The sequence below is a fragment of the Mycobacterium sp. genome, assembly GCF_049647605.1.
In the GTDB taxonomy this organism is placed as follows: Bacteria; Actinomycetota; Actinomycetes; order Mycobacteriales; family Mycobacteriaceae; genus Mycobacterium.
Genome location: NZ_JBARXZ010000159.1, coordinates 72733 through 93659 on the forward strand (window position 1 = coordinate 72733; position 20927 = coordinate 93659).

Annotated in this window: 19 protein-coding genes; 8 read left to right on the plus strand and 11 right to left on the minus strand. The window is 65.2% G+C overall.

Features of this window, described 5'->3' with window-relative positions; all coding sequences use genetic code 11:
* The first annotated feature begins 34 nt into the window (after positions 1-34).
* The gene (locus WBB07_RS20585) at positions 35-1429 is read left to right on the plus strand and encodes an MmgE/PrpD family protein (RefSeq protein WP_526310210.1); all 1395 of its coding nucleotides are present in this window, start codon (positions 35-37) and stop codon (positions 1427-1429) included.
* 104 nt (positions 1430-1533) lie between these two features.
* Here WBB07_RS20585 and WBB07_RS20590 read toward each other — a convergent pair whose 3' ends face one another.
* From WBB07_RS20590 to WBB07_RS20615, 6 genes are all read right to left on the minus strand, one after another.
* Positions 1534-2427 carry a type IV toxin-antitoxin system AbiEi family antitoxin gene (locus WBB07_RS20590; protein WP_526310211.1) on the minus strand — a complete coding sequence of 298 codons (894 nt, stop codon included), beginning with the start codon at positions 2425-2427 and terminating at the stop codon, positions 1534-1536.
* 148 nt (positions 2428-2575) lie between these two features.
* On the minus strand, positions 2576-3703 hold the full coding sequence (locus WBB07_RS20595) for an amidohydrolase/deacetylase family metallohydrolase (RefSeq protein WP_526310212.1): 1128 nt from the start codon (positions 3701-3703) through the stop codon (positions 2576-2578).
* Complete coding sequence (locus WBB07_RS20600; protein WP_526310213.1) at positions 3700-5085, minus strand: MmgE/PrpD family protein; 1386 nt, start codon at positions 5083-5085, stop codon at positions 3700-3702. Before WBB07_RS20600 ends, WBB07_RS20595 begins: the two co-directional genes overlap by 4 nt.
* A gap of 84 nt (positions 5086-5169) precedes the next feature.
* Complete coding sequence (locus tag WBB07_RS20605) at positions 5170-7290, minus strand: tripartite tricarboxylate transporter permease (protein WP_526310214.1); 2121 nt, start codon at positions 7288-7290, stop codon at positions 5170-5172.
* Positions 7291-7379: 89 nt separating this feature from the next.
* Positions 7380-8459 carry a Bug family tripartite tricarboxylate transporter substrate binding protein gene (locus WBB07_RS20610; protein WP_526310215.1) on the minus strand — a complete coding sequence of 360 codons (1080 nt, stop codon included), beginning with the start codon at positions 8457-8459 and terminating at the stop codon, positions 7380-7382.
* Between the two features lie 158 nt (positions 8460-8617).
* The gene (locus WBB07_RS20615; RefSeq protein WP_526310216.1) at positions 8618-9385 is read right to left on the minus strand and encodes an SDR family NAD(P)-dependent oxidoreductase; all 768 of its coding nucleotides are present in this window, start codon (positions 9383-9385) and stop codon (positions 8618-8620) included.
* Positions 9386-9467: 82 nt separating this feature from the next.
* Between WBB07_RS20615 and WBB07_RS20620 the strand changes: the two genes are divergently transcribed.
* Positions 9468-10220 carry a FadR/GntR family transcriptional regulator gene (locus tag WBB07_RS20620; RefSeq protein ID WP_526310217.1) on the plus strand — a complete coding sequence of 251 codons (753 nt, stop codon included), beginning with the start codon at positions 9468-9470 and terminating at the stop codon, positions 10218-10220.
* 5 nt (positions 10221-10225) lie between these two features.
* Here WBB07_RS20620 and WBB07_RS20625 read toward each other — a convergent pair whose 3' ends face one another.
* Positions 10226-10975, minus strand: coding sequence for an enoyl-CoA hydratase/isomerase family protein (locus tag WBB07_RS20625; protein ID WP_526310218.1), 750 nt, complete (start codon positions 10973-10975; stop codon positions 10226-10228).
* Positions 10976-11103: 128 nt separating this feature from the next.
* Here WBB07_RS20625 and WBB07_RS20630 point away from each other — a divergent pair, with 128 nt between their 5' ends.
* From WBB07_RS20630 to WBB07_RS20640, 3 genes are read left to right on the plus strand one after another with little or no spacing between them, the layout of a single operon-like run.
* Entirely contained in the window at positions 11104-12288 is a 1185-nt protein-coding gene (locus tag WBB07_RS20630) for an acyl-CoA dehydrogenase family protein (RefSeq protein ID WP_526310219.1), read from the plus strand.
* A gap of 2 nt (positions 12289-12290) precedes the next feature.
* Positions 12291-13115 carry an enoyl-CoA hydratase family protein gene (locus WBB07_RS20635; RefSeq protein WP_526310220.1) on the plus strand — a complete coding sequence of 275 codons (825 nt, stop codon included), beginning with the start codon at positions 12291-12293 and terminating at the stop codon, positions 13113-13115.
* Complete coding sequence (locus tag WBB07_RS20640; RefSeq protein ID WP_526310221.1) at positions 13112-14272, plus strand: acyl-CoA dehydrogenase family protein; 1161 nt, start codon at positions 13112-13114, stop codon at positions 14270-14272. Before WBB07_RS20635 ends, WBB07_RS20640 begins: the two co-directional genes overlap by 4 nt.
* A 139-nt stretch (positions 14273-14411) precedes the next feature.
* Here the strand turns inward: WBB07_RS20640 and fabG are convergent, their stop codons facing one another.
* From fabG to WBB07_RS20655, 3 genes are all read right to left on the minus strand, one after another.
* Positions 14412-15176 (minus strand): 3-oxoacyl-ACP reductase FabG, encoded by a 765-nt coding sequence (gene fabG / locus WBB07_RS20645; protein WP_526310222.1) that lies wholly within the window; start codon positions 15174-15176, stop codon positions 14412-14414.
* Positions 15177-15208: 32 nt separating this feature from the next.
* The gene (locus WBB07_RS20650) at positions 15209-16300 is read right to left on the minus strand and encodes a hypothetical protein (RefSeq protein WP_526310223.1); all 1092 of its coding nucleotides are present in this window, start codon (positions 16298-16300) and stop codon (positions 15209-15211) included.
* A gap of 131 nt (positions 16301-16431) precedes the next feature.
* Positions 16432-17082 carry a hypothetical protein gene (locus tag WBB07_RS20655; protein WP_526310224.1) on the minus strand — a complete coding sequence of 217 codons (651 nt, stop codon included), beginning with the start codon at positions 17080-17082 and terminating at the stop codon, positions 16432-16434.
* 135 nt (positions 17083-17217) lie between these two features.
* Between WBB07_RS20655 and WBB07_RS20660 the strand changes: the two genes are divergently transcribed.
* The gene (locus WBB07_RS20660) at positions 17218-18720 is read left to right on the plus strand and encodes a tripartite tricarboxylate transporter permease (RefSeq protein WP_526310225.1); all 1503 of its coding nucleotides are present in this window, start codon (positions 17218-17220) and stop codon (positions 18718-18720) included.
* Positions 18717-19220 (plus strand): hypothetical protein, encoded by a 504-nt coding sequence (locus tag WBB07_RS20665; protein ID WP_526310226.1) that lies wholly within the window; start codon positions 18717-18719, stop codon positions 19218-19220. The genes WBB07_RS20660 and WBB07_RS20665 overlap by 4 nt, the downstream gene beginning before the upstream one ends.
* Positions 19221-19225: 5 nt before the next feature.
* Here the strand turns inward: WBB07_RS20665 and WBB07_RS20670 are convergent, their stop codons facing one another.
* Positions 19226-19405 (minus strand): hypothetical protein, encoded by a 180-nt coding sequence (locus WBB07_RS20670; RefSeq protein ID WP_526310227.1) that lies wholly within the window; start codon positions 19403-19405, stop codon positions 19226-19228.
* 160 nt (positions 19406-19565) lie between these two features.
* Here WBB07_RS20670 and WBB07_RS20675 point away from each other — a divergent pair, with 160 nt between their 5' ends.
* The gene (locus tag WBB07_RS20675; RefSeq protein WP_526310228.1) at positions 19566-20780 is read left to right on the plus strand and encodes a thiolase family protein; all 1215 of its coding nucleotides are present in this window, start codon (positions 19566-19568) and stop codon (positions 20778-20780) included.
* The last annotated feature ends 147 nt before the right edge of the window (positions 20781-20927 follow it).

A 20927-nucleotide genomic window follows, 5' to 3' on the forward strand; every position in this document is an offset into this window, starting at 1 on the left:
CTCGATCACGCCACAACCTCCGAAGGACCCCTCAATGACAACTGAAGCCGACCCGATTGCCCGGGGGCTCGCCGAGTACATCGCCTCGCTGAAATACGAGGATCTGCCGGACAATACGATTGCCGCCGCCAAGGAGGCGATCCTCGATCAGTTCGGCATCATCCTGATGGGGTCCACCCTGCCCTGGACCCGACCGAGCTACGAACTGGCACTGGAGCTGGGTAGCAAGCCGCAGAGCACCATCGCCGGCCATGGTGACAAGGTGTGTGCACCGGATGCCGCCATGGTGAACTCCAACTACGCCCACTCCTGCGAATTCGACGACACCGGTTACTCCGGCGGCACCCACGCCAGCAGCATCACCGTCGCCTCCGCGCTGGCGCTGGCTGAGGCCCGTCAACTCTCGGGCCGTGACTTCTTGCTCGCCGTCGTACTCGGCTGCCAGGTGCTCTACAAGATCGGCCGCGTCATCACCCGGCCGATTTCGGAACTCGGGTTCCACGCCCAGGCACTCGTCGGCCCGTTCGGCTCGGCCACGGTCACCGCAAAGCTGCTCGACCTCGACGTCGACACCATCACCAACGCCCTGTCGATCACCGGCAGTCACTCCTCGGGCACGATGGAATACGACCAGGGCGGCGGCGAGGTCAAGCGCTACCACTCCGGCATGGCCGCCCGCGCGGGCATGATCGCCACCCTGTTGGCGCAGAACGGATTGACCGGCCCGCCAGAGATTTTCGAGGGCAAGCGTGGCCTGGGCAAGCTGCACGCCCGCCTCGATGACGTGTCCGGCATCCTCGAGGAGGACTCGCCGGAGTGGTATGCCCTGGAGAAGCGGATCGTCAAGGCGTACCCGACCGTCGGCACTATTCCGCCCGCGATCCAGGCATTCTCGTACCTGATCCGGGAGCACAACGTCACGTTCGACGAGCTGGATCGCATCGACGTGTGGATCAACCCGCACGCGTTGGGTCACGGCGCGGCGATCGTCAAGCCGAAGGACACCATCGGCGCGCAGTTCAGTCTGGCGTTCAGCCTGGGTCTGGCGATGGTGAAGGGCAGCAACGAGCTGAAGTACTACGTCGACCCCGAGGTGCTGAAGGACCCCGAGGTGCTGGCCGTCGGCGACAAGCTGCACGTACACGGCGACATGAAGTACGGCCGCGCCACCGAGGTCGTCGACTGGGATCTGTACTGGGGCTCGCGCACCCAGATCACCCTCAAGGATGGCCGCACCTTCCTGCGGGAAGAGCTGTACCGCAAGGGTGCTCCGCAGAACCCGTTGACCCACGAGGAGCTGGTCGGCAAGTTCCGCAGCCTGGCTTCGGCAGCAATCTCCGACGATCAGATCGACAAGCTGATCGCACTGGTCGACGACCTGGAGAACGTCGAGAACATGGCCGACGTCGCCGCTCTGCTGCATAACTGATCCGGCCGCGCACTGGTCCGGCCGCCCACCAGCCCTGCCGAACCTAGTCCCGCCGCGCACTAATTCCGCCGAGCAGACGCAAACTCGGGTGATTCTGGACAGAATCACCCGAGTTTCTGTCTGCTGGCCCGGGCCAGGTGGTGGTTGAGCCGCGCGGCCAGACGAGCGGGCTGATCTCTCACGTCGGTCGTGACAATGGGGATGACCAGCCAGTTTGCCTCCTGCACAGCGGCGAATCGCCTTTTGTCGCGGAGCATCTCCATTCGGCCGGCGTGCCAATCGATGCTCTCGTACTCGGCAGCCACCCGGTGATCGGGCCAGGCGAAGTCGACGCGATACGTCGTGCCGTCTCTACCGATGATCTCGTACTGCAGCTCCGGCGTCGGGACGTCGTGGTCGATCATGACAAGGCGCGCTTCACTTTCCATGCCGGACTCGGCGCGGCCGTCGGCGTGTTCCACGAGCGCGCGTACGTTGACGATCCCGCGCCTACCGTGCTGCTCTTTGACGGCCTGGTCGAGCTCGGCGGTAGTGCACCAGCCTGAGTGCAGCGCAGCGTCGAGCGTCGCGAGCGCCCGTGGACGGCTGACCTGCCGTGCCACTTCGACCGCAGTCCATGCCGGGCTGGTCGCCAACCGGCCCGCGACCCGCATAAGCGGCGCGCCATAGCGTTGATGAACCATCAGGCCCACCTTCGGCCGGAGGCGGATGGCGGGATCCAGAACATGAATGGCTGAGGTCGCCTCGGTGTCGAATCCGTAGAGTGCCGCCGCCGTCCCCAGACAGGCCACCGCCTCTTGCCCGAGGAACACATCGAGTGCGCTGAGCCGAGCTGCCGTGTCCGGTGCGCGGGACGCGTACACGCCATGCACGACCCGGACGATCTCCCCTCGTCGAACCTGCCAGGCGAGCTGGTCACGTGTCAGCACCCGGAGGAGCTGCCGAGTCGTCGCCAGACCACCGAGTTCGTCGAGGAGCCGCTGGGCTTCGGGATTCATCAGCCGATGGTGCGGGCAACGGGGCCGGTGCCGTGCTCACCTGGAAGCGGGCTGGGGATAACCGTGGCCAGCAGACACAAAATCGGGTGATCCGTGACCGGACCACCCGATTTTGTGTCTGCTCAGCGGGTCTAGGCGACCAGCGGGTCTAGGCGACCAGCACGCCGGCCCGGACCGTGGCCGTCGGCGCCAACTGCTGCTTCAGGGCGCGCTCCTGCCCCTCGGTGTCGGTGATCAGCTCGTCGGCATCCACCAGCTCCAGCACGGCGATATCGGCTTCCCGGCCCACCGCCAGGCTGCCGATCTCCTGCTCCATGCCCAGCGCCTTCGCCGGCCCGGACGTCGACGCCAGGATGACGTCCTCCAGGCTCATGCCCAGCGCCAGGTGCTTGCTCATGATGTACGGCATATCGCGCACCGCACCTTTGAGGCTCAGGCTGGTCACATCGGTGCTGATGGCATCGGGGAGGAATCCCTCGCCGATCAGTCGCTCGGCCACCCGGAACGGGAAGTGGCTGCGGCCGTGGGCAACATCGAACACCACGCCGCGTTCGCGGGCATCGACGGCCTGGGGGATCAGCTTGTCCTCGTCGAGCAGCTGAGCCTTGCCACGGCCGGTCATCATGTGCGTCACGATGTCACCCGGCGCGAAGTAGGGCAGCAGCTCGGCCAGCGGATCGGTGGCACCGCAGATGTGCACCATCAGTGGCACGCCGGCCGCTGCGCACACCTCGCGGGCGATGGTCATGATCTCTTTGCCGCGTTCCCCGACCGCACGCTCTTCGAGGCGGACCTTGACACCCTTGATGACATCGGGGTTGGCCTTGATGGCCTCCAGGGTGCCCTCGGGATCGGCCCACTCTTCCTTGATCAGTTCGCCCATCGGCGTGCCGCCGACCAGTCCGATGTAGGACAGGTGGAGGAAATTGACGATGCGGGTCTGGGCAGGATCGACGATATACCGTTTGAAGCCAGGGAAATTCAGCGATCCACTGCTGCCGGCGTCGGCGACGGTGGTGACACCGCGGGGCAGGCAGTCCTGGTCGACGTCCACACCGCGGCCGACGCCCCAGTACACGTGGGCGTGCAGATCCACCAGCCCGGGAGTGACGACCTTGCCGGCGGCGTCGACCTTCTTGGCCGCAGCCGAAGACGACAGGTCACCGAGTGCGGCGACCTTGCCGTCTTTGATGCCGACATCGGTACGCGCATCGATGCCGGCGCCGGGATCGAGCACCCGGCCACCGGAGATCACCAGATCGAATGTTTCAGTCATGATGCACCTTTCGGGGTGACGAGGGAGTCGAGGCCGTCGAGGTTCTCGTGCTGGTCGAGGTTGTCGATCCACGCTGACAGTGCCTGCACCTGTTCGGCGGGCAGCGTGCGCTCCGACAGCAGCGAGTACTTGCCGACCAACTGGTCCTTGCTCATCGGATTGGCCAGGGTGCCCACGGCATGGCGCACGGCGGCGGTGTGGGTGCTGCCGTCCTCCATGGTGACCGTGACCCGAACGCCGCCATGATCGTTGGTGGCGTGGTAGATCTTCTCGATCTCGGGGTCGACCTCCGTGGTGACCCGCGGTACCAGGTTGATCAGGCGCTTGTCCTCGATGATCTCCTCGCGCCAGGTGCCGGCGTCGCGCAGATCGTAGAACAATGCGGTGGCCGCGATGAAGTTCAGGCTGCGCTGGGCGGCCATCAACGACTGCGGGGGATTGTTGTCGACGTTCGGGGTGATCTTCGTCGAGCAGGCCACCTGGATATCGGTGACCTTGGCCGGATCAAAGCCCGCCCGCGAGCGCAGCTCGCTGATGGCATCGATGGTGCTGTGCAGATGCCCAACGGCGGCATAAGGTTTGGTCTCCCAGCCGGCGATCTCGAAGCTGGACCCCAGGTCGGCGACCAATGCCTCCAGGTTCGGGGCCTTCTCGGTGGAGAACGCCGAGCAGATGCCGAACTCGCCCTCGAGGATGGTCGACGGTCCGGTGAACCCACGACCGGCCAACAGCGCCGCAGTCACCCCGGCCTGCGACGGCCAGCCGCCGCCTTGGAGCCGTTTGACCATGGTGCCCTTGGACTCCTGCATGTGTGCCAGCAGTCCTGAGGCGAAACTGCCCACGATGCCGAGGGTGTTCACCAGTCCGTTCGCGTCGAGCCGGTTGGCCACAGCGGAGGCGGTGGCCGCACCGAGGATGCTGCGGATGCTGACCCAGTAGAACCGGGTGATGGTCCCCTGGGTGGCGCGCGCCACCCGGTAGGCCACTTCGTATCCGGCGACGACGGAGGTGATCAGTTCACGTCCGCTGGCGCCGCGGTACTGCGCGGTGGCGATGGCGGCGGGAATGGTGGGTGCCCCGGCGTGCAGGTCCAGAGCCGCACTGCGGTCGTCCATTTCGATACCGTGTGCCGCGGTGCCGTTGACCATCGCGGCGGCCGGTGCCGACAAGGATCCGGGTCGTCCCCACAGGGTGGCCGGTCCCGGCGCGCCGGACTCGCCGGCGAACTCCGAGACGATGGTGGTCCAGGGCAGGTTGGCGGAGTACAGCGCGACACCCATGGCGTCGCGGATGGCGATCTTGGCCTGCTCGACGACTGCTGGTGGCAGGTCCTCGTACTTCAGTCCGGCGATGTACTCGCTGAGCTGCTCGGTTTCTCTCACTTCGACCTCTCTACCTTCTCTATCTTCGCGAACTATCGGTCCTGCGGCCGACGCTGGCCGCAGGACGCTCTTCAGATGCGGCTGTTACCAGCCGAATATTTGGCTTGGCATCATCGGGATCGGGGCGATCTCGATGAAGACCAGCCAGAGGAAGCCATAGGTGGCGGCGCCACCGAGTAGTGCACCCCACCACTTCACCCGGGCGATCAACAGCAGGTACAGGCCCGCGAACAGCGGCATTCCGACCATGAATCCGCACACATAGAGGCAGACGAAGAACGTGGCAAAGGCGACGGTGGCCTTCCAGGTGATCGACGACGCTTCTTCCCGGGAGAACGAGGTGACGTCGGTTTCCACTGCTGCCTCTTGCAGGACCGCCACCTGTTGGGCGCCGTCAGATGTGGAGGGCTGCGGGCCGGAGGCTGCGGTATCGGCGGGGATCGGCTGGGTGGGCGGCCGGCGGCGGAACATCGGGCGGAGGTCGATGAACAACTGGTAGGCCGACAGCGCGGCCATCGGTACCGCGGCGAGCAGAGGGAACTGCTTGGTGCGCAGCGGGATATCGGCGGCGTACTGCATCTGCCAGATGACGACCAGGCCCACCAGCAAGGTGGCTGCGCTGAACACCAGGCGCCAGGGGCCGGCGACGGGCTCGGCTGGGGTCGGGGCGGCGGTGACGGTCTTGTCGAGTTCGAGGCTGGCGGCCACGGAGCGTTGTGCGCGGTTGTCGATCCAGCGTTTCAGGCGCGGAATGCCGAGGCTCAGCACCAGCAGGCCGATCATCACGAGCACCAGCGGTCGGCCGAGCCAGCCGAAGCCCTTGTCGTTCAGCTCATAGGACAGGAAGTAGTTGCTCTCGATCATCGGGCCGAGGACCAACCCCAACAACAACGGTGGCAGTGGCCAGCCCCAGCGTCCGGCGAACACCGCGATGCCGCCGAACAGCAGCATGATCATCACGTCGTTCCAGGAGTTGGTGGCGGTGAACGAGCCGATCGCGATGAACACCAACAGGAATGGGACCAGGCGGCGCACCGGGATCCGGGTGATCCCGCAGATCTGGCGGATGAAGATCAGGCACAGGATGACGGCGATGATGTTGGCCACCACCAGTGTCCACACCATCGAGAACGTGACGTCGAGGTGGTCGGTCAGCATCGCCGGTCCGGGGGTCAAACCGGTGATCAGGAAGGCGCTCAACAGGATTGCCATCTGGCCGCTGCCCGGTACACCGAATCCGACGGTGGGTACCAGGTCGCCGCCCTCTTTGGCGTTGTTGACCGAGCCGGCGGCCACCAGGCCGTCGACGGAGCCGGTGCCGAACTCGTGTGGCGCTTTCGAGGTCTGTTTGGCGTGGGCGTAGGCGATGAACTGCGAAGAGCTGCCGCCGACGCCGGGCAGCATGCCGCAGAAGATGCCGATGGCGCTACAGCGCACGATCAGCCACCAGCGGCTGATTGCGTCGCGGGCACCGACCGTCCAGCCTTGGATCGAAGGTGCTGTCTTGCCGTCGTTTCCGTCGCGGACGATGGACATCATGGCCAGCACCGCGGGGACGGCGAACAGACCGACCACCACCGGCACCACCGAGATGCCGTCGAAGAGGTAGGGCACTCCGAAGCTCAGCCGCATCCGGCCGGTACCCGGGTCCTGGCCGACGGAGGCCACCAGGAACCCGACGCAGGCCATGATGAGGCCCTTGGCGACAGCCTTGCCGGACAGCGTGGCCACGAAGGACAGTGCAACTACGGCAACCATGAAGAACTCCGGTGGACCAAAACTCAAGACCACCGGTCTGGCTATCTGGACCGCAAAGGCGAGGAAGAACGCACCGATCAGGGCGCCGATCAGTGAGCTCACCAACGCAATGCCCACCGCGCGGCCGGGCTCACCACGTTTGGTCATCGGATAGCCGTCGAAAACGGTTGCCGCCGAGCTTGGTTCACCCGGGATGCCGAACAGGATGGAGGTGAGGTCACCTGTGGTCGCGGTGACGGCGCCCATGCCCAGCAAGAAGGCGAACGCCGCCACCGGCTCCATCCCGAAGGTGAACGGCAGCATGAGAGCCAGGGCGGTGCTGCCGCCGAGGCCCGGCAGGATCCCGACCAGGAAGCCGAGACCCATTCCTATCAGCAGGAACCCGAACGTGGGCCAAGACAGCACGCTCCCCAGGCTCGAGACGAACAGTCCGAGTTCCTGTAACATCTTCCGGCTCTCCTCTTTACTTTCTGCTGACTAGCGTGGTGCAGCCGGCCCTGACTCCCCGGCGTGTTTCGCGCCGGGTCGTCGACCGACTAGCTGCCGTCGGCGTTGATGGCGTTCTGCAGACGTTCCACGGCGGCGCCGTCCAACTGCAGATAGGCGTTGATGCGTTCGGTGACTTCTTCGCCGGAGGTCGGGTTGATGTCGATGCCCAATTGTTTTGCTTCGGCGAGGAATTCAGGATCGGCGAGGGTGTCGGCGACGCCGGTGCGCAGGGCTTCGAGCACGGTGGCGTTGGTGCCGTTGGGTGCCATGATCGGGCGGGCCCATTCGTAACGGTCGGCGACCACCCCGAGCAGGTCTTTGTCGTCCTCGGAGTTGCCGGCGATCAAATCGGCCAGCGTGGGAACGCCTGCCATCACGGGGTCGTCGATCGGCCCGCCGATCTGCAGTACCGGTACCAGGGTGCCGTCGGCGAGTTCGTCGCTCTTCTGGCGTTTCAGGCTGTCCCAGGTGCTCACGGTGCCGTCGACCTCGCCGCGATCCAGGCCGAGCATGCGCTCGGTGGAGCCGCCGTACCCGAATACCGGTTGCAGGTTCAGGGCGAGGACTTCGTTGATCAGCACGTGTCCGGTGTGCGGTCCGTCGCCGACCGCCCCGTACGGGAGCTTGATGTTGGCGGCACGGATGGCGTCGAGATCCTTGGGATCGATGCCGGTGCGGCTGTGGATGGCGAGCACCTGCGGTGCCTTCGAGGTGCTGCCCAGCCAATTGATGTTGTTCGGATCCCAGCGCACGCCTTCGGCTTCGCCCTCGCCGATGAGTGAGTAGAACGGGATGTTGATGTCGGTCATCCCGATCACGAGGCCGTCGGGCTTGGCCGAGTAGATGTAGTTGGTGGCGATGCGGCTCTCGCCGCCCTCCATGTTCTCGACCACAACACGCGGATTGCCGGGCAGGTGGCTGCCGAGGTGGCGGGCCAGGGCTCGCGAGGTGGTGTCGAGGCTCCCGCCGGCGGATTCGCTGCAGATGAATCGGATGGTCTTGCCGGCCCACACCTGCTCGAGCTGTTCGGCGGACATCTCGGTGTTGTCGACGGCCTCGGTCGACGTGGTGGTCGCTTCACGCGCGCAGGCGCTGAAGGCCAGCGTGGCGGCGGCCGCGATTGCCACGGCCTTCATCCCTCTCCGGAACATCGATCTGGGGCGCACAGGAATTCTCCTAACGACGGTGTTGGTGATGGGGCTCACACCCATGGGCGGAATGCTAGTTACGTCCCGCGAAGACGGTCAAGGGTTTTGGCTATTTATTATCCTAATTGATGGGCGGCTCAGTGCTGCACACCGCCGCCGTCCATGACCAGGGCTTGTCCGCTGATGCCTCCTGCCAGGTCGGTGCACAGGAAGCCGACGGCATGAGCCACTTCAGCGGGTTCGAGCAGTCGGCCCAGCGGTGAGCCCGCTGCCAGCGACGCCTCGGAAGCGCTTGCCTCCCGGCCGGTTTTGTCGGATATGGCCGCCACGGTGCGCTCGGTCATGGGCGTGCGCACGTAGGTGGGGCAGACGGCATTGACGGTGACACCGGTGCCGGCCATCTCGGCCGCCGCCGACCGCACGAACCCGATGGCCGCGTGCTTGGAAGCGGTGTAAGCGGCGATATAAGGGGCGCCGACAACACCCGATATCGAGGACACCACCACTGCGCGACCCCAGCCGCGAGATCGCATGCCCGGCAACGCCGCCCGCAGGCACAGGAAGGCGCCGAGGGCGTTCACGGTGAAGGCCTGGGTCACCTGTTCGACACTGGTTCGGGCAAACGGCGCCGACATGGACACGCCGGCGTTGCAGACCACGGCGTCCACCGGACCGACAGTGTCGAACATGGCTGCGACGGCGGTTTCGTCGGTGACGTCGCACAGTTGCAGGGTGGCCGCGTCGGGGCGGTTCAGTCGCTCGCGGGTGGCGGCCAGTGGTTCCTCGCGGCGCCCGACCAGAACAACGTGGAATCCCGCGTCGACCAGGGTGGCTGCGGTAGCTTGTCCGATGCCGGTTCCCGCGCCGGTCACAATGGCTTTACGTGTAGATATTTCAGATCTCAATTAGGCTCCTAAGGATTCTGATTATCATGAGGGTCTAGCTCGGTCTGAGTGGGGATTCCTCTGAAGGGGTATAGGTAAGGCGATGGCGGTCAACCGTTCGGGTCCGCGTCAAATCCGGTTGCCCAAGGCATCTGGAGCTCTGGCCAACGAATTGCGGGCACAGATCCTCGAACAGCACCTCGAGCCCGGCGATTCGTTGCCCTCGGAGCCCGAGCTGATCCAGATGTTCGGGTTGAGCCGAGGCACCGTCCGGGAGGCGCTGCGGCTGCTGGAGGCCGACGGATTCATCGAGATCAGGCGCGGACCCCGCGGTGGAATCATGGTGAGCCACCCCGAGATCGACGTGGTGAGCCGGTCGCTGGCGACCTTGCTGACGGTGGGTGGGACGCCGCTGCGCAGCATCTTCGAATTCCGCAAATTGATCGAGCCCGCGGTCGCCGCGGCCGCCGCCCACGATGCCACCGACGAGCAGAAGCAGAAGCTCGTCGAATTCGCCCGGGATGACGACGCCGGGGATTCGGCCTTCCACGATCTGCTGGTCGACTGCGTCGAGAACGACGTGCTGCGGACCATCATGTCGGCCATCAACCGGGTGGTCGGCTGGCAGACCCGGGTCGACGACATTCCGCCCGACGGTGTCAAAGCGGCGGGCCGGGCGCACGCCAAGATCGCCGCAGCGATCATGGCCGGCGACGGTGACACCGCCGCGGCGGTGATGCTCAAGCACATCGAGGCGTTCGAGAAGGTGATGGACACCGGTGGCCGGCTCGAGGGTCCCATCCTGCCGCGGGACCGCTGGGTCGGGTATCTGCGCCAGACCCATTACGGCGAATAGCGGGCTCATTTTCGAGTCACGGCGGACCCGACGCGGCGAACCGTGCGCAACTGTTGCACCCGTTCTATCTGCACCGCTGCCTGCCGGGTGGCGCGCTCGGTGACCGAGAGCCGGATCGACCGTTTGGCGGCGCGCGCCACCGCCGGGTTGGCGGCCACTCCGTCGGCGATCTCGATCGCGCGGGCGTCGACGTCGGCGGCGTCGGCGGCCTCCCAGGCCAGCCCCAGCCGGACGGCGTCGTCGCCGTCGATGCGTTGCCCGGCGAGGCCGAGTGCGCAGGCAACCTGAGGTGACGACGAGCGCGCCAGTAGGTCGAAGTGCCCACCACCGGGGTGCAGGCCCAACTTGACGAACCCGGACAGCAGCCGCGCGTCATGGGCGACGATGCGAATATCGGTGGCCAGCAACAGGTTCAGTCCGGCCCCTACCGCCGCGCCCTTGACTGCGGCGATGGTCAGCACGTCGAGTTCCTCGACGGCCAGGAACGCCCGGTAGATCCGTTCGATCGCCTCGAAGTTGTCGTCACGCAGCGGGTCGGCGGACACCTCGCCGAGGCTGGACAGGTCGGCGCCCGAGCAGAACGAGTCACCGGCCCCGCGCACCACCAGGGCGGCGATCGTGGGGTCGGCCGTCACCGATTGGCAGTGGGCGGCGATGGCATCGGCCATGTCGGGGGTGATGGCATTGAGTCGGGCCGGCGCATCGAGCGTCAACACTGCGGTGCCGGTGGTGATTTCCAGGCTTACCTCTGTCACGTGCTGCTCCTCGTTCGCCGGTGGCGTCTCGTTCGTGGTGCTCTGTCCCCGATAGGGTAGTATTAGGATACTTAATATGCTAAACCGGTTGGCGTAAGTGAAAAAGCCGGCGTCTGGAGGGCCACCCAATGCAACAGTTCGCGCTGACGCCGGACCAGCATGCTTTTGTCGAGCGTGTCGACGACATCGCCCGGCGCAAGCTGCGGCACGACGTAGACGGATCCCCGGCTCGCGTCGACCGCAACCTGGTTCGGTCCCTAGGTGAAACAGGTTTGTTGCGAGCGCTTTTCGGTGGAGCGTCCGATGAACCGTTGCAAGGTGCCGCGGCGATGCAGCTCTGCCTGCTGCGCGAGACGCTGGCCCGGGTGGACACCCACGCCGAAACCGCGCTGGCCCTGCAAGGACTGGGCAGCTACCCGATCCTGCAATCGGGAAAGCCCGGCGTGATCGAGCGGTGGATGCCCGGCGTGGTCTCCGGTGAGGCGGTCGCGGCGTTTGCACTCTCGGAGCCCGGAGCGGGTTCCGACGCCGGCCGGCTGGCCCTGTCCGCCGTTGCCGACGGTCCCGGGGCGTGGCGGCTGGACGGCTGCAAGACCTGGATCTCCAATGCCCCGGACGCGGACTTCTACACGGTGTTTGCCCGCACCGGTGGTGCCGGCTCCCGTGGTGTGTCGGCATTTGTGGTGGCCGGCGATTCCCCGGGTCTGTCCGGCAGTCCGTTGGAGATGATCTCCGACCATGCGCTGGGCGAACTCAATTTCGACGGCGTCCGGGTGACCGACGATGACATGATCGGGTCGCTGGGAGAGGGGTTCAAAGTCGCCATGCGGACCCTGGACCTGTTCCGGCCCAGTGTCGGAGCCTTTGCCGTCGGTATGGCCACCGCTGCCCTGGATGCAACGGTGGCGTGGTCCACCGAACGCGAGATCTACGGCTCTTACCTCGCCGATCAGCCCAGCGTCCAGCACACGCTGGCCGATATGGCCACCCGCACGGAGGCCGCCCGACTGATGGTCTATGCCGCGGCCACCGCCTACGACGGTGGCGCAGCGCCATTGCAGGTGTCATTCCTGGCGGCCATGGCCAAACTGCAGGCAACCGAGTCGGCACAGTACGTCGTCGATCTGGCGGTGCAGTTGCACGGTGCCCGCGCGCTGCAGCGCGGTCACCTTCTCGAACAGCTCTACCGTGATGTGCGTGGCCCCCGTATCTACGAAGGAGCCTCTGAAGTCCAACGCACCATCATCGGCCGTCACCTCGTCAAGAACCAGCGCGCTGCAGCAGAATTAGCCACCACCAAGGAAGGGAAGTAGATATGCGTTACCGTGCGTCCGCCGGTATCACCGAGAAATGGGAACATTTCGGATTTGATCTCGAAGACGGGGTGGCCACCATCACCCTGAACCGTCCAGAGAAGATGAACCCGCTCACCTTCCAGAGCTACGCGGACCTACGCGATCTGCTCGGGGAGCTCCCGCACGTCGATGGCGCCCGGGTGGTCGTGATCAAGGGTGAAGGCAAGGGCTTCTGCGGGGGCGGTGACGTCAACGAGATCATCGGTGAGCTGATCAAGATGGATGCCCGCGACCTGATGGGCTTCACCAAGATGACCGGTGACGCCATCCAGGCGATGCGGGAATGCCCGCTGCCGATCATCTCGGCCGTCCATGGTATCGCCGCGGGTGCAGGTTCGGTGGTGGCGCTGGCTTCCGATTTCCGGATCTGTACGCCCAAAGCCAAATTCGCGTTCCTGTTCACCAAGGTGGGACTTTCCGGTGGCGACATGGGTGCGGCGTACCTGCTGCCGCGCGCGATCGGCTACACCCGGGCCACCGAGCTGCTGATGCTCGGTGACACCATCGACGCCGCCACCGCCCAGAGCTACGGCCTGGTGTCCAAGCTGGTCGAACAGGAGGACCTCGATGCCGAGGTGGCCGCGTTGGCCAAGCGGCTGGCGACCGGCCCCACGCTGGCGTACTCGCAGACGAAGTCCTTGATCACCCGTGAGCTCGACATGCCCCTGGGAGCGTCGATGGAACTCGACGCCATGACCCAGGCGTTGCTGATGACCACCCATGACCACTCCGAATTCCACCGCGCGTTCAACGCCAAGGAGACCCCCAATTGGCAGGGCCGATGATCAACGCACATGACTACCTGCTGATCGACGAGACGCTCACCGAGGACGAACGCGAACTTCGGGATGCGGTAAGGCATTACGCACGTTCCGAGCTGGCCCCGCACGTCGCCGAGTGGTTCGAGGAAGGCCGGGTGCCCCGCGATATCGCCACCGGCCTGGGCGAGCTCGGTGTGTTCGGTATGCACCTGGAAGGTTACGGCTGTGCCGGCACCAGCGCGGTGGCCTACGGCCTGGCCTGCCAGGAACTCGAAGCCATCGACTCCGGGCTGCGCAGCTTCGTCTCGGTGCAGGGGTCGCTGGCGATGTTTGCGATCCACCACTGGGGTAGCGAAGAGCACCGTCAGGAGTGGCTGCCGCGGATGGCCACCGGCGAGGTGCTCGGATGTTTCGGTCTGACCGAGGCCGAGGCCGGCAGCGACCCGGGGTCGATGCGTACCTACGCCAAGCGCGACGGCGACGACTGGGTGCTGAACGGGTCCAAGATGTGGATCACCAACGGCACCTTCGCCGGAGTGGCTGTGGTCTGGGCGCGTACCGACGACGGCATCCGCGGATTTGTGGTGCCGACCGACACTCCGGGATTCTCGGCCGTACCCATCAAACGCAAACTCTCACTGCGTGCTTCGGTCACCGCCGAACTGGTCCTCGACGGGGTGCGGTTGCCGGCTTCGGCGATGTTCCCCGAGGTGCGTGGACTCAAGGGTCCGTTGACCTGCCTCAACGAGGCGCGCTTTGGCATCCTCTGTGGTGTGGTGGGCGCGGCGCGGGCCTGTTACGAGGAGGCGCTGGAGTACACACTGGTCCGTAAACAGTTCGACAAGCCGCTGGCCTCGTTCCAGCTGACCCAGCGCAAACTCGCCGATATGGTTGTTGCCGTCAATAATTCGGCGTTGGCGGCGTTGCGCATCGCACGGCTCAAGGATGAGCATCGGGTCGAGCCCGCGCACATCAGCTACGGCAAGTTTGCCAATGTGAACGCGGCGCTGATGGTGGCCCGAACTGCGCGGGGCATGCTCGGTGCGGCCGGCATCACGCTGGATCACCAGACCATGCGGCACATGAACAACCTCGAAACTGTTGCCACCTATGAGGGCACCGAAGAAATGCACGCTCTCTCGATCGGCCAGGCCGTCACCGGCATCGCCGCGTTCCGCTAACGCCGAAACGTACGTTTCGGCGCAAAAACGTGGGAAAAACGCGCCCAAACGTACGTTTCGGCGCACAAATTAGCCCCGGAGCTCGCAGCCCGAGCTCCGGGGCTGATTGCTGTACTGAGGTACTCAGGTACTCAGCTGATCAGGCCTTGGGGCCGCCGGCGACATAGATGACCTGCCCGTTGACAAACCCCGAGCGCTCGTCGACCAGGAAGCTCACCGTGTGCGCGACATCCTCGGGGGTGCCGCCGCGGCGCACCGGAATCATTGCGGCCTTGGCCTTTTCGAACTCCTCGAACGGCTGGCCGATACGCTCGGCAGTCGCCCTGGTCATATCCGTGACGATGAAACCGGGCGCCACCGCGTTGGCGGTGATACCGGACGGCCCGAGCTCCAGCGCCAGCGTCTTGACGAAGCCTTGCAAGCCGGCCTTGGCCGCCGCGTAATTGGCCTGACCTCGGTTGCCCAGTGCCGATGTCGACGACAGGCACACGATGCGGCCGAACCCCGCCTCGCGCATATAGGGCTGAACCGCCTTTGTCATCAGGAACGCGCCGCGCAGGTGTACCGAGGCCACCGCATCCCAGTCCTGCACCGACATCTTGAACAGCAGGTTGTCGCGCAAGATCCCGGCGTTGTTGACCAGCACCGTGGGTGCTCCGAGCTCGGTGGCGATGGTGCAGACAGCCGCGGAGACCGAATCCTCGTCGGACACATCCGCTGCCACCGCCACTGCGGGAACGCCGGTGGCGCGGACCCGCTCCGCAGCTTCGCGGCACGCGTCGGCGTCACGATCCAGTAATGCCACCGCGTGACCGTCTTCTGCCAGCCGGAGCGCGACGGCCGCTCCGATTCCGCGGGCGGCTCCGGTCACCACAGCGACCCTGTCAGGGAGTGGGGGTGTCATGGATGTGCATCCTTTCTAATTGAACTTCATGTCTAATTGAACTTCATGTCGAAGTTGGTGGCGAGGAAGTTCTGCACCCACGTCAGTGATTCGGGGTCGACGTTCGAGGCGCTCTCACCCCACTGCCGGGCATCCTCGCCGATGATCTCGTTGGGGAACGGTCCCATGAAAGTCTGGAGCTGTTCGGTGAATTCGGCATCGGCGACGACTCCGGCCACGGCGGCGTCGAGCGCCTCGACGGCATCGGCGGGTGCCTCTTTGTGGGTCTGTAGCGAGTAGCCGCCACGGCCCAGGATGTTCAGGAGCATGACGTAGGCGTCCCACGCCTCGCCGGAGGGTTGGGTGCCGAACAGGGTCTGGTAGGCCTCACCCACATCCGGAGCGTCGGGCACCACCTGGTCTCGCGTCACGTTGCCCTGTCCGTCGGTTTCGCCATAGGTGTAGATGGCCGGGTACCTACCCTGGAACTCCTTGACATAGCCGGAGGACCGGTCGAAGTGGATGTCGAGTTCACCGCTCATGAACGCGTTGCGCACGGCATCACCGTTTTCGTAACCACTGATGACGTCGACCTTATCGTTCAGCAGGCCGAGCACCTCCAGGCTGACCACCGAGGGCAGGTCTGCGCCGGCGGGGGAGATGGTGCCCATCGTGAGTTTTCCTGGGGTCTGCGCCAATTGGGTGATGTCGGTGATGCCGGTGCCGGTGTTGGCCATCATCACCGCCTGTCCGCGGTTGGCAGCCCACAACGTGGTCATGTCGGCGAGGTTGTATTTCACCGCGTCCATCCCCAGGATCTCGGGAAGTACCGAGACCTGGGTCATCAGCATCAGCGTCTCGCCGTCCGGCCGGTATTTGTTGGCGAACTCGTTGCCGGCCAGGATGCCGCCCCCACCGTCGATGTTGACGACCTGGACGGTGGGGTTTCCTTCCAGGTGCTCGGAGAGCTTGCGGGCAAACAGCCTTGCGACCCCGTCGACGGACCCGCCAGGAGACACCGGCGCGATGAGTTCGATGGTCTTGCCGGCGTAGAAACCACCCTCGGCGTTGTTGTCGCTCCCGCCGCTACAAGCGGACAGCGTCAGTGTTGCCACCGCGGCGACGGCAACAAGGGTCTTGGTCATACGCATACATGCTCCTCGAGTTAATTAGTATCCAAAAACTACTAATAGCACTTGCTTTGTGTCGACGAGGAGAATTACGTGACCCGGGTGCCCGGCGGATGTGCCAGGGGGAGAATGGCTTACGTCATCATTCATGCCTGATCGATCGGGAACGGCACAAGGTTGATGCGGTCACGGTCGAAGGTTTTCTTGCGCATCTGGGCTGTCCAATCGGTACCGGCAGCGGCCTTCCATTCGGGGATCCCGACGATCTTGATGTCTTCGAGCCAGTACAGCGCCAGGTGCTGGCGAGGCGAATCGGGGGAGTGCAGCCGACGCCCTTCGAGTACGCCACCGACATCGGTGAATTTGGGCAGATGGTCTTCCTCGTACCACGCGTGGAACTCGTCCTCGGCGCCGTCGGCGCAGTTCATCGCCACGAAACGCAGTCCGATTGCGGTCTCGGGATCCGGCCGGCCCGCGGCGCGGCGGCGGCTGACCGCGGTGCCGTCGTAGATGTGTCGTTGAGTCAGCCACTGCGGCTGAGAGGTGAGGTCGACGCCGCCGGTGGGGCCGGTGGGGTGGTGCAGCAGGATGACACGGCTACGGTCGGCGCCCAGTGTGCCGGTGTCGTCGGACTGTCCCAGCCAGGCCTGCACCGCGCCGAGTTCGGGCGCCGACGAGCGACGTGCGACCTCGGTGCGGACCCATTCGATGACCTCGGGGCGCAGTGATCCGTCGATGTCGATGATCTCGATCAGCAGTCGGCCGCTCTCGGCGGGTGTCGCGGATTCGGTGGTCACGGTCCTCCTAGTGGTGAAACGGGCCTCGACGTAATTGTCCTTGACGCCAGGGACCGCCAAGTGATGCACTCAGTATAAGTTGCATAATTAGGATACTTGATAGGGCAAACGTGATGGTGCGATTGGTGTGGGCGCGTGCTTGACGCCGCGACGACGGCGCTGGCGAACCTGTTCACGATTCAGGTTCTGGGATATCTACTGGTGGGCGTTGCGGTCGGTCTCGTGATCGGCGTGCTACCCGGGCTCGGTGGCAGCTCCGGCATGGCGCTGCTGTTGCCGTTCCTCTTCGGGATGGACCCGGCGGCCGGTATCGCAATGCTCGTCGGCATGGCCGCCGTGGGCGGGACCAGCGACACGTTTTCGTCGGTTCTCATCGGGGTGCCCGGCTCCGGCGGATCGCAGGCGCTGATACTCGACGGCCACGCGCTGGCACGGCAAGGCCAGGCGGCCCGGGTGCTGGGGGCGTCGTTCTCGTCCTCGCTGATCGGCGGGTTGATCGGCGCGGTGTCATTCCTGTTTGTCATCACCGCGGCCCGGCCGCTGATAGGTGGCCTGGGAACTCCGGAACTGTTGATGTTCGCCCTGCTCGGTCTGGCGACAGTGGGTGCGCTGGTGAAAGGCGATGCGCTGTTCGGGTTCGCCGCGGCGGTGATGGGCGTGATGATCGGCCTCATCGGCGGCGCCCCGGCCTATCCCGAATACCGCTACACCTTCGACTCGCTGTACCTGTATTCCGGGGTGTCCATCGTGATCGTGACGATGGGGCTGTTCGCGGTGCCCGAGGTGATCTCGCTGCTGGTGAAGCGCACCGCCATCGCCAAGACGGCCAAGATCGAAGGCGGCATCCTCGACGGCTTCGCCGAGGTGCGCAAGCACAAGGGTCTGGTGGTGCGCAGCTCGCTGCTCGGCACCGTCCTGGGTGTCATTCCCGGAATCGGGGGCACGGCGGCCAACTGGATGGCGTATGCGTTTGCGCGTCAAACCGCCAGAGACAAGAGCAAATTCGGGCGCGGAGACATCCGCGGCGTGATCGCGCCCGAGGCGGCCAACAATTCGGTCGACGGCGGCGCGATGGTTCCCACATTCACCCTGGGGATCCCGGCCAGCGGGTCCACTGCGGTGATGCTCGGTGGGATCGTGCTGCTGGGCTTCACCCCCGGCCCGGCGATGCTCGACCAAGATCTCGACATCCTGATGCTTGTCGTATGGGCCTTGGTGCTGGCCAACGTGCTGGCGACGGTCACCTGTTTCTCGCTGTCGCGCTACATCGCCCGCGTGACGCTGGTGCCGGGGCAGTTGCTGGCCCCGTTCCTGGTGGTGTTGTTCTTCGCTGCGGCGTACCAGGCCTCGCTGAACTTCGGTGACCTGCTGGCCGTACTCGGTCTCGGCGTACTGGGTTACGCGATGAAGATCGCGAACATTCCGCGAGCGCCGGCCGTCGTCGGATTTGTTCTCGCGCCCAGTATCGAGCGCTACCTGCATCTTTCGATAAGTCGTTATGGTTCCGAATGGCTGTACCGGCCCGGTGTCATCACCATCGGGCTGATCGTGCTGATCGTCCTGGTGGGCGTTCCGCTGTTCCAGCGGATGCGTAAACCCAAGATGGGCAAGAACTTCGACAGCGAGGCCAGCTTGTGACAGATCGGGTGATCGAGGGGCCGTTCCGTATCGCGCTGTGCTCGGTGCTACTGGCGCTCAGCGCGCTCTACACCTTCGAGGCATTGAGTTTTCACAAGCTGGCCAGGTACGCGCCACTGGCGGCAGGCGCAGTTGCCACAGTGCTGATGACCCTGGCCGTAGGGCGAGAAGTGGTGCGGCTGCTGAGGTCCAGGCGCGGAGATGTGCGCACCTACGGCACCACCGCGGAGGCCATCAACGATGCGCTGACGGTTGGGGTGCTACGAACCAGCGTGGGCTATCTCGGCGTGCTCGTCGCCTACGTTGCCGCCACCTACGTCGTCGGTATGGTGATCGCGTCGGTGCTGGTGCTGGCGCTTCTCCTGCACTTCGACGCCAAGGTCAGCCCCAAATTCACTGCGATATCGCTGGTTTCCCTGGTGGCAGTCTTCTTCGTGTTCGGCGAATTTGCCGAACTGCGTTGGCCGCAGGGGCTACTCGGGATTTCGGTGCTGGGTTGATCGAGTCAGGAGCCGGCGAGTGCAAGCTCGTCGCGACGAACCTGGGTGGCGCCGACGCGGGTGATGGCTGCGGAAGCCTGCTCGGGGGTGATCTCGCGGTTCTGGAGGGCCATGCCGATGCGGGCGACTTCGAAGATTTCGGTGATGTTGGTGCGGGCCTGCTGCAAGCGTTGAGTCAAAGTCATTTTATCCCTCTTTACGTTTACGTCGATTTTCTATGTAACCCATTAAACGGGGTGAGCTGCGTAAAAGCCTCCTTGGAGGGGCGTTAAATTCATCACGTGACCTGCATCAATGACGCAAGTCACAGTCGCGCAGCAATCCCCTCGACTGAGAGGACCACCTATGCGCGACGTGGTGATATGCGAGCCGGTACGCACACCGATCGGCCGTTACGGCGGAATGTTCAAGTCGCTGTCGGCGGTCGACCTCGGTGTGGCCGCGTTGACCGGATTGCTGGCTCGAACCGGCCTGCCCGCCGAGGCTGTCGATGACGTGGTGCTCGGGCACAGCTACCCGAGCAGTGAGGCTCCGGCAATCGGGAGGGTGGTGGCACTCGATGCGGGGCTTCCGGTCACCGTGCCGGGCATGCAGGTGGACCGGCGCTGCGGTTCCGGATTGCAGTCGGTGATCCAGGCGGCCCTACAGGTCGGCAGTGGCGGCAACGACCTGGTGATCGCCGGTGGCGTCGAAAGTATGAGCAATGCGGTGTTCTACTCGACCGATATGCGTTGGGGCGCATCGCGAACCGGTGTGACAGTGCAGGACGGCCTGACACGCGGCCGGGTCACTGCCGGGGGCAGACATCATCCGGTACCCGGGGGGATGCTGGAGACGGCGGAGAACCTGCGCCGGCAGTACGAGATCGGCCGCACCGAGCAGGACGAGTTGGCCGCCGAATCCCATCGGCGGGCCATCGGCGCGCAGCGCAGCGGGGTGTTCGCCGAGGAGATCATCGGTGTCACCGTCCGCAGCCGGACCGGCGAGCAGGTCATCGACACCGATGAGCACCCCCGTGCCGACGCCACGGTGGAATCGCTGAGCAAGCTCCGACCGATTCTGGGCAAGGACGATCCGGCGGCAACGGTGACCGCGGGCAATTCCAGCGGCCAGAACGATGCGGCGTCGATGTGCATCGTGACCACCGCAGAACGGGCCGCCGAACTCGGGCTTTCGCCGCTGGTGAGGGTGATGTCGTGGGCAGTGGCCGGGGTGCCCCCGAACATCATGGGTATCGGTCCGGTGCCGGCGTCCGCAGCGGCGTTGGCCACCGCGGGTCTCACTCTCGCCGACGTCGACGTGATCGAACTCAACGAAGCGTTCGCCGCGCAAGCACTGGCCGTCATGCGGGAGTGGGGCTTCACGGAGTCCGATCGGGAGCGCACCAACGTGCACGGGTCGGGTATCTCGCTCGGGCACCCGATCGCGGCAACCGGCGGCCGCATGCTGGCCGGCCTGGCGCGCGATATGAAGCGCCGCGACGTCCGTTACGGTTTGCAGACCATGTGCATCGGCGGTGGTCAGGGATTGGCCGCCGTGTACGAGACGGTCCGGGACTAGGGCCTCGCGCGGGGTGGAGCAGTCGGGCTGCTCACCCCGGCCGGGGTGACCGGTTCGGCAGCGCCAACCGGGCGGCCGACGTGTGCAAAGATTCGCCAAATCCCACGGTGGTGATCCGCAGCGGCGCACAAATGTCTCGTTTTTGCG